We start from the raw sequence: 13196 nt of genomic DNA on the forward strand, positions 1-13196 counted from the left end.
TTCATTGATTAAATTTTTTCAATCTAATCACGCTACGCAAGTGCCCACACAGATTGCTTGATATGTTGTTAAAGAGCGGACCACTGGGGTCAGGGAGGCGCATTCTACGCTTTCCCGCTGCGTTGTCAAGCGTTGTTCGTCACAACCTTCACAACCTGAATCTTTACTGACGTAACTCGCTGATTCCTCAGTTCGTTGCGGCGTCTGCCGTGTCAGTGAGGGCGCATTATAGGGAGCAAAGTTTTTTAGGCAAGCGCTTTTTTGCTATTTTTGTTGCTTCCGCGATCGTTCGGTTAATTAGCGAGCAAAATGGCATTTATCGGCTGTTTTTCGCTCCACAATTAAGCCATTGCTATTGCCAGAGCGTATCAGTAGGCTTGCTGCATTCAATTTATATGTTTATTCATTATGGACAAAAGTCGTCAACAGATACTGACTAAGTGGTTGCGTCAGCATCGTTCTCTTGCCAAACCATGGTCTTCGTTATGTGTTGTAGCGGGAGCTTTATCAACTTTACTGTTGATCGCTCAGGCTTGGCTGCTCGCCACAATATTGCACGGGCTCATTATTGCTCAAGACGCCCGGGATATTTATGTCTGGCATTTTGCCGGATTAATCTTCGTTGCTTTATTAAGAGCACTATTGAATTGGGCCAAGGAGCAGTTTGCTTTTATCGGCGCAACCAAAATCCGTATGCACTTCCGACAACAAGTAATGAAACAACTCCAAGCGCGGGGACCACTTTATATTCAGCAAAAAACCATCGGGAGCTGGAGCAGTTTATTAATCGAACAAATTGAGCACCTGCATGATTTTTACGCACGTTTTCTGCCTCAATCGATGTTATCCGGCATTCAGCCATTTCTTATTCTTTTGTTCGTTTTTCCGGTCAACTGGGCTTGTGGCCTGATTTTACTAGTAACAGCGCCATTAATTCCTGCATTTATGATTCTGACCGGTATGGGTGCTGCCGATGCTAACCGGCGTAACTTTCAGGCGTTGTCACGTTTGTCAGCGCATTTTCTGGATCGGTTACAGGGGTTGATAACTCTGCGTCTGTTTTACCGGACAGAAGCTGAGGGCGAAAAAATAGTCCAGGCATCAGAGGATTTTCGCAGCCGGACTATGGAAGTGCTGCGTATGGCATTTCTGAGTTCGGCAGTTCTGGAGTTTTTCGCTTCGGTATCTATAGCGCTGGTTGCTGTCTATTTCGGTTTTTCATATCTGGATCACCTTAACTTTGGTGATTACGGACAGTTAACGCTGTTCAGCGGTCTGTTTGTTCTGCTGTTAGCGCCTGACTTTTATTTGCCGCTCCGGGAGTTGGGCGCTCATTATCACGCCAAAGCACAGGCCATTGGCGCAGCTGATTCATTACAGGTATTTCTGGATACTAAGGTGATAACAGTTAGCAGCGGCACACAACTTTTGGCTACTCCGACAGATATTACTATTGAAGCCGATAATTGTTGTGTACTTGCACATGATGGGAACGTATTGGTTGGTCCCCTCTCCTTTGCTATTAAATCTAAGCAATTTGTTGCGATTGTCGGTAAGACCGGTTCAGGGAAAAGCTCACTGATTAATGTACTGCTTGGTTTTTCTCCTTATTCCGGCAGCCTGAAAATTAATGGACATGAGTTATCATCCCTGGATTTGAACAATTACCGGCAATATGTTGGCTGGTTAGCTCAAAACCCGCGCCTGTTGCCAGGCAGCTTGCGGACTAATTTATTATTGGGTAACCATGATGCCAGTGAAGAGTTACTGGTTAGCGCTATAGAACAAGCCGGGGCCTCAGACATCATTCAGGAAAAAGGCTGGGATTACACTATTTCTGAACAAAGTGCTGGTCTGTCGGTCGGCCAGGCCCAACGCCTGGCACTCGCAAGAACCCTGCTGAAACCCTGTCATCTGCTTTTACTGGATGAACCTACTGCCAGCCTGGATCGCATTAATGAAGAAAAAATTCTGCAGACCTTAACACCATTATGGCGTTCACGGACCACATTACTGGTGACCCATCGCGTCAATCAGTTGCAGCAAGCAGACCATATTCTTTTGTTACAACACGGTCAGCTGATTGCTGAGGGTAGCTATACCGAACTGCATAGCACTAATGAGACTTTCCGGGCATTACTGGCGCGGCCAGATATGACTGTTTCTGAAGTCACGGAGAATGAATATGCGTGAGTTGCGCCCTTATCTGAAATTATTCCGGCAACATTCAGGCATGTTATCACTGGGTTTGCTGTTAACACTGTGTACATTGCTGGCCGGTCTTGGCTTGTTATCATTGTCTGGCTGGTTTTTAGCGGCCAGTGCCGTCGCCGGCCTCAGTGCTCTTGCCAGAGACAATTTCAACTATATGACACCAGCAGGTGCTGTCCGTTTCTTTTCGATTATCCGGACAGCCAGTCGCTGGGGTGATCGGGTTATTAGCCATGATGCCACGTTCCGGGTACTGACTTCATTGCGGATCCAGTTCTGGAAGAAAATTGCTCCTCTTTCACTGCACCAGCTACATGCATGGCGACAAGGTGAATTGCTGAATCGGATGGTGGCCGATATTGATGCGCTGGATAATCTTTATTTACGTCTGATAACACCGGTGCTGGCCGCGATTTTGATTATTGCTAGTTTATTTTGTGTGACATTACTCTTTGATGTGCAGTTGGCAATGTTACTGGGCGGAACATTGTTACTGCTTGCAGTGACAGTACCATTTCTATTTTACCGATTGGGGAAACATCCCGGACAGGCTCTTATTATAAGTCAAAGCCATCTGCGAGAGGCTTGCACCACTTATCTAGGGAGTCAGGCCGATTTGCTGCTGTTTTCGGCAGAAGAACGTTACCGGCAATTTATTGAACGGGAAGAGGAAAATTTGTTTAAGGCGCAACGTCGCATGACTACCATTAACGGGTTCGCCAGTGCATTGATGCTCCTTCTGCTCAGCTTATTAGTTTGCGGTATGTTATGGCTTGCCGCATCAGGTGTTGGTACTCAGAGCAAACCAGATCCCCTGACCGCATTAATAGTATTTTTTGCTTTAGCCTCTTTCGAAGCATTACAACCGTTAGCGGGAGCATTTCAATATTTATCCTCCACGCTTACAGCTGCCAGGCGTCTGAATCAGATTATGGATGCATCCCCTGCCACCCTGTTTGGCAAACACGATCTGCCGGCCAGTAAAGGGCAACTTGATATCCGGAATCTGACATTCACATATCCAAACCAATCGGTCCCAGTTCTTGATAATTTGTCTCTGCAACTTCGGGCAGGGGAAAAGATAGCGATTCTTGGCCCGACGGGCTGTGGTAAATCCACGTTTCTGAATTTACTCACCCGTGAATGGTGTACGGCACAAGGGGAGATCAGTCTGGATACATATCCGCTTGCGGATTTCAGTGAAGCCGCACTGAGAGCATCCATGTCGGTAGTGAGTCAGCGAGTCCATATTTTCAGTGCCACGCTGGCAGACAATCTTCGACTGGCCAAACCATCTGCGACGGACGATGAGTTGCAAACTGTCTTATCTAAAGTCGAACTGGGCAATTTATTGGCAGGTAGCAATCTCAAGGAAAGCTTACAGCTATGGCTTGGAGATGGTGGCCGGGCATTATCCGGCGGCGAACAACGACGTCTGTCATTGGCCAGGGCCCTGCTGCACAATGCTCCCTTATTATTGCTGGATGAGGTGACGGAAGGATTAGATCCGGCTACAGAGCAAAGGATCATGCAATTGATTCTGGCGCACAGTCAGGACAAGTCGGTTTTGATGATCACTCACCGTTTGAGCGGATTATCCAGTATGGATCGGATCGCTTTACTGGAAAACGGACAGTTCCGGGTCTCAGGTACTCATCGCGAATTGTTACAAAACGACGTTTATTATCAGAGTTTATTTTCCCATCTGCAGGATGAATAACAGTCTGATGATTAATAACGGATAATTATCGAATCTCACGGTCAGCCTCTCTATAATGCTGTTTCTTCTTAAAATAAGAGGCTGACTTGATGAAAACGCTGCCGTTTGCTGCCCTGATACTGACTATGCTGAATGGATGTAGCATGTTTCAGGTAAATACCAATCTCGATAAAGAAAACTTCACCGAATACTTCAAACCAAGTTCAGTAACCGTCATGGACAAAAGCCAGGTTCTGGATGCTGATGGTACACCTGTCGGTACCGTAGAGGGTGAATCTTGTCAGAGCGATGACACACAACCTGTCCCGAATATTACTGCCGCGCAAACTGATGCTCGTCGCAAGGCGGCAGATATGGGCGGTAATGCCGTTGTGTTCAGCAAATGCGTGCCTGTTCCCCCATCCGCCGAATGCATCGCCAGCCTTGTTTGTTATGGTCAGGCCTATAAAGTGAAAGACAGCGAATAAATTATGCCGGATACCGTGGAAATTCCATCTGTCACATTGTCACCGATCGGTGTGATCCATTCACCCTATCAGGAAAAATTTGCTGTACCGCGACAGCCGGGACTGGTGACTGCAATTAATGCACAGCTGGAGTTGTTACCACCGTATAACGATCCACACTGCGTACGTGGATTGGAGGAGTTCAGTCATTTGTGGGTGATGTTCCTGTTTCATCAGAATGGAACTGATGAATGGCATCCGACAGTGCGACCTCCACGATTAGGTGGCAACCAGCGGGTTGGGGTCTTTGCATCACGCAGTCCTTTTCGTCCCAATCCGGTAGGCTTATCGGTGGTGGAACTGAAAGGAATCCATCATCAGGGAAACCGGGTATGGCTGGAGCTGGGCGGCGTCGATCTGGTCAACGGCACACCGGTTGTTGACATAAAACCGTACGTGCCTTTCGTCGACAGTGTACCGCATGCCCGTGGAGGTTTTGCGCCTAAAGCGCCAGTAACCATGCCGGTCACTTTTACTGCTGAAATGGAGCTGCGTTGCCAGCAGATCGCCATTGTCCATCCGGGGTTCCGTGATTTTTTACAGCAGGTGATTGCGCAGGATCCCCGTCCAGCCTACCGCAAACAGGATGATGATCATAAAATATACGGTGTTCGCCTGCTGTCATTTAATGTTAACTGGCGGGTAGAGAATGGGATCGCCATCATCTGTGCAATAACTGATATTGAATAAGGAAATGAAAACATGATGCATGCAACATGGTATCTCAGCTTTGTGCTGTCAGTGTTGCTGTTTTTATCCTCTGGCTGTGATGCCGGGCATGAACCGCCACCCGCAGAAAAACCAAGTACGCAGGAGACAATCCTGAAAGATCAGCTGAAGCCGCTGGATGATGCAAAGAGGGTTGAGCAGACATTACAGCAGGCCGCAGATAAACAAGCTGAAGATATCCAGCAACAGACTAAATAACAGAAATGGAGCCATCATGGCTCCATTTTTATCCGCTATAACCCGGCAAACTCCGGAATATGAGGCATGCCCCGGGACTCCAGAAAATCCAGCAATACGCGAGGGCTACGGTTCAGTACCCTGTCCGCAGGAAAATCGACGTCATCCAGAATAGCCTGACTCATCTCCAGATCACCCAGGCTGAATGCAATATGCGAATCAGAGCCCAGACTCACCCAGCCGCCCGCATCGCGGACTGCTTTGGCAATCGCGGTACAGTTCACATCGCTGCCTACCCGTGAATGCAGGAAAGAAGAATTATTAATTTCCAGTGCGACATTATATTTTGCTGCGGCTTCAGCTACCGCATGGATATCAATCGGGAATTTCGGATTTCCCGGATGTGTGATCACATGCACCAGGCCTTTCTTCATTGCATTGATCATGGCCCGGGTGTTGGTATCCCGATCTTTGGGAGCAAAAACCTGTTCATGAAAGCCGGCCAGAATGATATCCAGCTCATTCAGCATACGATCGTTACAATCGATTTCACCGAATTCATCTTTGATGTTGGCTTCGATACCACGCAGGATACCGACGCCATCAACCATACGAGGAATCACCCGTGAATTGATGAAATGCCAGGCATGCGGTGCATCGGCCATATCAGGACCATGATCGGTGGTGGCAAACAGGACAATGCCTTTGCGCTTGGCTTCGGCAATATAATCGTGAATGGTGCTGTAGGCGTGAGTGCTGGCCAGAGTATGAGTGTGGGTATCGACCTGATAGCGCATGGAATAACAACTCCCCTTCTGTCATTACTGTCAGCATATCATAAAAAGTCACTTTTCCGGCTTCTGACGGCGCTTTTCTCTGCTTTGTTAATTTTTCCTTGGGGGGTAATCTTCCGGCCTGTTAGAATTTTGCCCCAAATTCAGAACATAACCGGCAATGATGCCGGCCTAATGCTTAATAAACGAAGGATTCAGCATGCGTACCAGCCAATATCTGCTTTCCACGCTTAAAGAAACACCGAATGATGCAGAAGTGATCAGCCATCAGCTTATGCTGCGTGCCGGGATGATCCGCAAACTGGCCTCAGGTCTGTATACCTGGTTGCCGACCGGTTTGCGTGTATTGCACAAAGTTGAAGCCATCGTCCGTGAAGAAATGAATAAGGCAGGTGCCATCGAGGTTTCCATGCCTGTCGTGCAACCTGCAGAGCTGTGGCAGGAATCAGGTCGCTGGGAACAATATGGTCCGGAGCTGTGCCGTCTGACCGACCGTCACAACCGTCCATTCGTGTTAGGCCCAACTCACGAGGAAGTCGTCACCGCGCTGGTTCGCTATGAAGTAAACAGTTACAAGCAACTGCCACTGAATCTGTATCAGATCCAGACCAAATTCCGTGACGAAGTCCGTCCGCGTTTCGGTGTTATGCGTGGTCGTGAGTTCACCATGAAAGATGCATACTCTTTCCATATGAACAAAGAAAGCCTGGTAGAAACCTACGGCAAAATGCATCAGGCCTACTGCAATATTTTCTCCCGTATGGGGCTGGATTTCCGTCCTGTACTGGCCGACACCGGCTCTATCGGTGGTACTGGTTCTCATGAATTCCACGTACTGGCTAACAGCGGTGAAGATCTGATTGCCTTCTCTACCGAGTCTGACTACGCCGCTAACGTTGAAATGGCAGAAGCGCTGGCACCGGCTGGTGAACGTCCGGCTCCTGCCGAAGCAGCAACCAAAATCGCCACACCTAATGCACATACTATCGCTGAAGTATCTGCTTATCTGAAAGTGGCTGAACAGCAGACAATTAAGACTCTGCTGGTCAAGGGTGAAGAATATGAACAAGGTAACGCGGGCGTCATCGCACTGGTATTGCGTGGCGACCATGAGCTGAACGAAATCAAGGCAGAGAAAATTGCCGGTGTTGCTGCACCACTGACGTTTGCAAGTGATGAAGAGATCCGTGCCGTTGCCGGTTGTGATGCTGGTTCTATTGGTCCACAAAATCTGCAATGTCGCGTCATCGTTGATCGTAGTGCCGCTCACCTGGCCGACTTTGTCTGCGGTGCCAACGAAAATGACTTCCACATGACCGGTATGAACTGGGATCGTGACATTCAGAACTATGAAGTGGCAGATATCCGTAACGTAGTGGAAGGCGATCCAAGCCCATGTGGTAAAGGTACACTGCTGCTGAAACGTGGTATCGAAGTAGGTCATATCTTCCAGCTCGGAACCAAATACTCCGAAGCGATGAACGCGACTGTACTGAATGAAGCCGGCAAGGCCACCATCATGGAAATGGGTTGCTACGGTATCGGTGTAACTCGTGTGGTCGCTGCTGCGATTGAACAGAACTTTGATGATCGCGGTATCATCTGGACAGACGCTATTGCACCATTCCAGGTTGTGATCATTCCGATGAACATGCATAAATCAGAACGTGTACAGGAACTGGCTGAACGTTTCTACAACGAACTGCAGGCTGCCGGTGTTGAAGTTCTGCTGGATGATCGCAAAGAGCGTCCGGGCGTGATGTTTGCCGATATGGAACTGATTGGTATTCCTCACTCTATCGTGATTGGCGACCGTAGCATTGATAACGGTGTGGTGGAATACAAATACCGTCGCAGTGGTGATAAAACTGAAGTTGCTATTGATGAGATCATTGCGAAAATCAAAGCACAACTGAGCAAATAATCATCGCTCTGACAAACCGGCCTCTCAGGCCGGTTTTTTTATGTCAGCTATTTGGCTGCCAATCAATCCGGAGACCACTCCTGTCTTCCGGACAACAATATTCCTGACAAATAAACACGCCAACTGCTGCGGCAACCTTATCCTGATAACAAATCACCGGTACTGTACTGCGTAGCCAGGGAGCGACACCATATTCCTGCCAGAGTTTCTTTAATTCCCGCGAATGCTGTCGTCCGGCAGGATGTGCCTTCAAAGAACCCGGCAGATTAAACGCCACTGAAATCTGCTCCCCTTCTGCCGGCATCCGCAACTGTGCGCCAGCAGAGTGATCAGAACGCAGGGTCAGGATCCCATCAGGTAAAACCAGTGGGGTATCAAGCAATAGTGGATATACCGATGGTGTTATCTGAGATTGGCGGATCGCAGTATTCACCTGATACAACCGGTGTTGATATCGCCGGACAATGCCTTTCTGCCAGACCAGTTCCGGTGCCGCATCCTCTCTGGCCAAGGCGACTTCCGGCCATATTTTTTGCAGTTGAATCTGAGACGGCACAGTTCCGGTCTGCTGCCGTAACCAGAAGCGTAACAGCTGATGACGCCGGGGCGATGATAATCCTTCCAGCAGGTTGATCCGTAAACTTCCATCCGGATGCCGGCTTGCCATCAGATCCTGCTGCGCGATTTCATCCAACAAGGTTTCCTGTTCTGCACATAAGCCTGCGGTGCGACTGGCGGTGGCGGTAATTTCAGGCCAGCGTTGCCGCAATAACGGGATCACCTTCTGGCGCAGAAAGTTACGGTCAAAACGTTCATCCTGATTGCTGTCATCCTCAATCCAGCTTAACTGCTGGCTGATGGCCCAATCCGACAATTGCTGCCGGTTGAAGGAAAGCAAAGGTCGCATCAAATGTCCGGCAGAAAAGGTGATTTTTTCCGGCATGGCAGACAATCCGCGAGGGCCTGAACCGCGCTTCAGCGCCAGCAGCAACGTTTCCAGCTGATCATCCTGGTGATGGGCGGTCAGCAGAATGCCATCTTTCGGCAGCGCTCGCCGGAAAACATCATAGCGGGCCTGGCGAGCCAGATCTTCCAGACTTTGGCGGGGCTTTTTTTCAATCTCGACGCGTTCAGCCATAAATGGGACCGCCAGGCTGTCACACACCTGAGCACAATGTGTCAGCCATTGGTCTGCCCGGGGATTTAAGCCATGATGAACATGCACTGCCTGCAGGGAAAAACCATCCCGCCAACGGATATAGCGGGCCAAGAGTTCAAGCAACACACGGGAGTCCAGACCACCGCTGAATCCCACCAGCAACGGTCCGGGATGTATTAATTGATCTAGAATGGAGAATACTTTTTGGTCTAAATCATGATGGCTCATGATTGATCTATCTCAGGCAAGAGCTGAATATTCGCATAGTATCAGATAAGACGAAAAAAGCCCCGTCAGGGGCTTTTTGCTGAGCGTCTGAATTATTTGGTATCCAGCGATTCGAAGCTTTTCACCAGATCGTCGATCGCTTTCATCTGGCGCAGGAATGGCTCAAGTTTATCCAACGGTAATGCACTCGGACCGTCGCAACGCGCATGTTCCGGATCCGGATGCGACTCGATGAACAAACCAGCCAGACCGACTGCCATACCGGCACGCGCCAGTTCAGTCACCTGTTCACGACGGCCACCGGATGCGGCACCCAGCGGATCACGGCACTGCAGCGAATGGGTGACATCGAAAATTACCGGCGCACCCTGGCTGGCATTTTTCATGACACCGAAGCCCAGCATATCCACAACCAGATTGTCGTAACCAAAATTCACGCCGCGTTCGCACAGAATAATGCGTTCGTTGCCACATTCCGCGAATTTCTCAACAATGTTTTTTACCTGCCCCGGACTCAGGAATTGTGGTTTTTTCACGTTGATCACGTTGCCGGTTTTCGCCAGCGCTTCCACCAGATCAGTCTGACGCGCCAGGAATGCCGGTAATTGCAATACATCCACGACTTCGCCAATCGGTTTGGCTTGCCATGTTTCATGTACGTCAGTAATCAGACTGACACCGAAGGTCTTTTTCAACTCTTCAAAAATACGCAGACCTTCTTCCATGCCCGGACCACGGTAAGAGTGAACAGAAGAACGGTTGGCTTTATCCCAACTGGCTTTGAATACCAGCGGAATACCCAGCTTTTCAGTTACGGTGACATAGGTTTCACAGATCGACATCGCCAGATCACGTGATTCCAGTACATTCATACCACCAAACAGCACAAATGGCTGATCGTTGGCAACATTGATTCCGTTAAACTGAACGACTTTCTGTTTCATTCATCACTCCATCAGTGCAAAATTATTGCTTCATGATCCAGCATGGCCAGCTGGGCTTTCAGCACAGCAGCGACCGGATCTTGCGGGCATTGTTCAATAAAATAGGAATAATCGGGAGCGGCAAGCTGCGGGCATTCCAACTGCTCATACACCAGCCCACGATCACGGACTTCATACGGATCATCCGGATTCATCACCAGTAACACTTCGCTGGCCCGTAACGCTTCCGGTAAACAACCACTTTGTAACATACAACCTTTCGTGACGCTTAACAGGCGTGACAGGATCTGACGCTGATCAGCCTCTTTGATGTATTTACTGTCCATCCGTGTTAAATCGCCGAGATTCGCCCGCAGCATCAGAGACAACCGGGCGTGATCCCACCCTTCACCGGTAAACGGGTCAATAAATACCGGTTTGCTTTCCGGAAACAACAACAGGAAATGACCCGGGAAACAGACGCCCCGAACCGGCAGCTCAACAGAATGCGCCAGATGCATTAACACGATACCCAGTGTGATCGGCAGACCGGAGCGCTGCGTCAGTACCTGCTCCAGCAGGCAATTCTCCGGAGCATAGTAGTGCTGCCAATCCCCGGAAAATTTCAGTTCATGATAAAACGCATGTAACAACTGCTCCCGACGGCCGCTGTCATCACTCGCCGTAATATGAGAACGCAGCTCAAGGCGCAAATCCCGCAACAGTTGCAAACCATCCATCAGAACAGGTCGATCCTGCACATCTTCCGAGACCATCAGCGCCAGCATGGCGATATCCAGTCCTTCAAAATCAGTATCGTGCGTCATGTTCATTTACATACTATCCTGCAACATCACCGGGCCACTGACCACCGGAAACACGATCCTGACCACCTAAATCCTGCTTTGTTGTCACAGCATGAAAACCGCGTGCCACCAACAGGCTCCGCACCGCTTCAGCCTGCTGCCAGCCATGTTCCAGCAATAACCAGCCGCCGGTAGCAAGATACGTTGGTGCCTGTTCAATGATTTGCCGGATATCAGCCAGTCCATCGTCATCGGCCACCAGGGCGGTATGCGGTTCAAAACGCACATCACCCTGAGACAAATGCGGATCCGTCGCATCAATATAAGGAGGATTCGATACGATCAGCTGGAAGCCACGCTCATTCAATGCGGAAAACCAGTTGCTCGCCAGAAAATTGACAGAAAAACCCAGACGCGCAGCATTACGACGGGCCAGATCCAGCGCAGCCGGTTCCCGCTCCAGTGCCCACACACTCAAAGCCGGCATTTCAGATTTTAATGCCAGTGCGATGGCACCGGTGCCGGTTCCCAGATCCAGCGCTTTTTGCCCCTGCCCTTTGTCAGATAACAGCGTCAGCGACCATTCCACCAGCGCTTCTGTATCAGGACGGGGGATCAGTGTGGCCGGAGAGACCTGCAGTGGCAAAGACCAGAACTCGCGGACGCCGAGAATATACGCCACCGGTTCACCCTGTTCGCGGCGTACCGCCAGTTGCTCAACCTGTTCAACCTGTTCCGGCGTCAGTTCCTGTTCCGGCCAGGTACGCAGATAGGTGCGGGTGCAACTCAATACCGCGCATAACAGACAGTCCGCATCCAGTGCGGCACTGTCACTCTCGCTAAAACGCTGAATCAGCTGCTGGCGCAGCGAAGCAATTTGCATTAGTGGCTCTCTGTTAATTACTGTCTGACAAGGCGGCCAGCTGATCGGCCTGGTATTCCTGCAGCAGCGGTTTCAGCAGGCTGTCCAGATCGCCTTCCATCACTTCTGACAGGCGATATAGCGTCAGGTTGATGCGGTGATCACTGACACGCCCCTGCGGATAGTTATACGTGCGGATACGATCTGAACGATCACCGGTACTCAGAATACTGCGACGGGTAGAATCGGCCTCTGCACGACGTTTGTCTTCTTCCTGCTGCGCCAGACGTGCTGCCAGTACCGACATCGCCCGGGCACGGTTTTTATGCTGGGAACGTTCGTCCTGACACTCGACCACAGTCCCGGTAGGAATGTGGGTAATACGGATCGCGGAATCGGTTTTGTTGATGTGCTGACCACCGGCACCGGAAGCACGGAAGGTATCGATACGCAGATCAGCCGGGTTGATTTCCGGGATCTCTTTTTCCGGGATCTCCGGCAATACCATCACGGTACAGGCAGAGGTATGCACGCGGCCCTGTGATTCGGTTTCCGGAACACGCTGTACGCGATGACCACCGGATTCAAATTTCATCACACCGTACACACTGTCGCCTTCCATGCGCACGATAATTTCCTTGTAGCCGCCATGTTCACCATCACTGGTGCTCATGATTTCCATGCGCCAGCCGCGACGTTCGGAATATTTGGAATACATCCGGAACAGATCCCCGGCAAAAATCGCCGCTTCATCACCACCGGCACCGGCACGGATTTCCAGGAAGCAGTTGCTGTCATCTTTCGGATCTTTCGGCAGCAGCAATACCTGCAGTTCAGCTTCGACCTGTTCAATCAGCTGCTTTGCATCCGCCAGTTCTTCCTGTGCCATGGCTTTCATTTCGGCATCGTCACCGGCCAGCATCTCTTCAATCGCCTGCAGATCCGCTTCTGCCTGCTGATAACGGCGGAAACCGGCAACGACCTCACCCAGCTGAGCATACTCTTTGGTCAGACTGCGGAATCTGTCCTGATCGGTGACAACATCCGGCTCACCCAGTAACGCCTGAACTTCTTCATAGCGTTCCATCAGTCCTTCCAGCTTTCTGATCACTGTTTCTTTCATAGCATTCCTGTTTATATTTGTTTTCTAATCAGTG

Annotated in this window: 12 protein-coding genes; 6 read left to right on the plus strand and 6 right to left on the minus strand. The window is 50.0% G+C overall.

Going from position 1 to position 13196, the window contains the following annotated elements; translation table 11 throughout:
• Positions 1-408: 408 nt before the first annotated feature.
• The 5 genes from cydD (at position 409) to HNR75_RS00025 (ending at position 5364) form a co-directional block, all read left to right on the plus strand.
• On the plus strand, positions 409-2193 hold the full coding sequence (cydD, locus tag HNR75_RS00005; RefSeq protein WP_188024967.1) for a heme ABC transporter permease/ATP-binding protein CydD: 1785 nt from the start codon (positions 409-411) through the stop codon (positions 2191-2193).
• Positions 2186-3931, plus strand: coding sequence for a heme ABC transporter ATP-binding protein/permease CydC (gene cydC, locus HNR75_RS00010; RefSeq protein ID WP_188024968.1), 1746 nt, complete (start codon positions 2186-2188; stop codon positions 3929-3931). The genes cydD and cydC overlap by 8 nt, the downstream gene beginning before the upstream one ends.
• Positions 3932-4074: 143 nt before the next feature.
• Positions 4075-4398, plus strand: coding sequence for an Rcs stress response system protein RcsF (gene rcsF, locus HNR75_RS00015; protein ID WP_246358652.1), 324 nt, complete (start codon positions 4075-4077; stop codon positions 4396-4398).
• Between the two features lie 21 nt (positions 4399-4419).
• A complete protein-coding gene (gene tsaA, locus HNR75_RS00020) occupies positions 4420-5127 on the plus strand; it encodes a tRNA (N6-threonylcarbamoyladenosine(37)-N6)-methyltransferase TrmO (protein WP_343043233.1) in 708 nt (235 codons plus the stop codon).
• A 12-nt stretch (positions 5128-5139) separates the two neighbouring features.
• Positions 5140-5364, plus strand: coding sequence for a hypothetical protein (locus tag HNR75_RS00025; protein WP_188024970.1), 225 nt, complete (start codon positions 5140-5142; stop codon positions 5362-5364).
• Between the two features lie 35 nt (positions 5365-5399).
• On the opposite strand, the gene HNR75_RS00030 is transcribed toward HNR75_RS00025, so the two are convergent.
• Entirely contained in the window at positions 5400-6140 is a 741-nt protein-coding gene (locus tag HNR75_RS00030) for a phosphatase (RefSeq protein ID WP_188024971.1), read from the minus strand.
• A gap of 196 nt (positions 6141-6336) precedes the next feature.
• Here HNR75_RS00030 and HNR75_RS00035 point away from each other — a divergent pair, with 196 nt between their 5' ends.
• Complete coding sequence (locus HNR75_RS00035; protein WP_188024972.1) at positions 6337-8061, plus strand: proline--tRNA ligase; 1725 nt, start codon at positions 6337-6339, stop codon at positions 8059-8061.
• Between the two features lie 43 nt (positions 8062-8104).
• Here HNR75_RS00035 and tilS read toward each other — a convergent pair whose 3' ends face one another.
• The 5 genes from tilS to prfA form a co-directional block, all read right to left on the minus strand.
• A complete protein-coding gene (gene tilS, locus HNR75_RS00040; RefSeq protein ID WP_188024973.1) occupies positions 8105-9448 on the minus strand; it encodes a tRNA lysidine(34) synthetase TilS in 1344 nt (447 codons plus the stop codon).
• A gap of 92 nt (positions 9449-9540) precedes the next feature.
• A complete protein-coding gene (gene kdsA / locus HNR75_RS00045) occupies positions 9541-10392 on the minus strand; it encodes a 3-deoxy-8-phosphooctulonate synthase (RefSeq protein WP_188024974.1) in 852 nt (283 codons plus the stop codon).
• Between the two features lie 11 nt (positions 10393-10403).
• Positions 10404-11204 carry a SirB1 family protein gene (locus tag HNR75_RS00050; RefSeq protein ID WP_188024975.1) on the minus strand — a complete coding sequence of 267 codons (801 nt, stop codon included), beginning with the start codon at positions 11202-11204 and terminating at the stop codon, positions 10404-10406.
• A gap of 7 nt (positions 11205-11211) precedes the next feature.
• On the minus strand, positions 11212-12060 hold the full coding sequence (gene prmC / locus HNR75_RS00055) for a peptide chain release factor N(5)-glutamine methyltransferase (RefSeq protein ID WP_188024976.1): 849 nt from the start codon (positions 12058-12060) through the stop codon (positions 11212-11214).
• A gap of 13 nt (positions 12061-12073) precedes the next feature.
• Positions 12074-13162: a peptide chain release factor 1 gene (prfA, locus tag HNR75_RS00060; RefSeq protein ID WP_188024977.1), complete on the minus strand. Its 1089-nt coding sequence runs from the start codon at positions 13160-13162 to the stop codon at positions 12074-12076.
• Positions 13163-13196 lie beyond the last annotated feature (34 nt).

Origin of the sequence: Tolumonas osonensis (assembly GCF_014202415.1) — a bacterium.
In the GTDB taxonomy this organism is placed as follows: Bacteria; Pseudomonadota; Gammaproteobacteria; order Enterobacterales; family Aeromonadaceae; genus Tolumonas; species Tolumonas osonensis.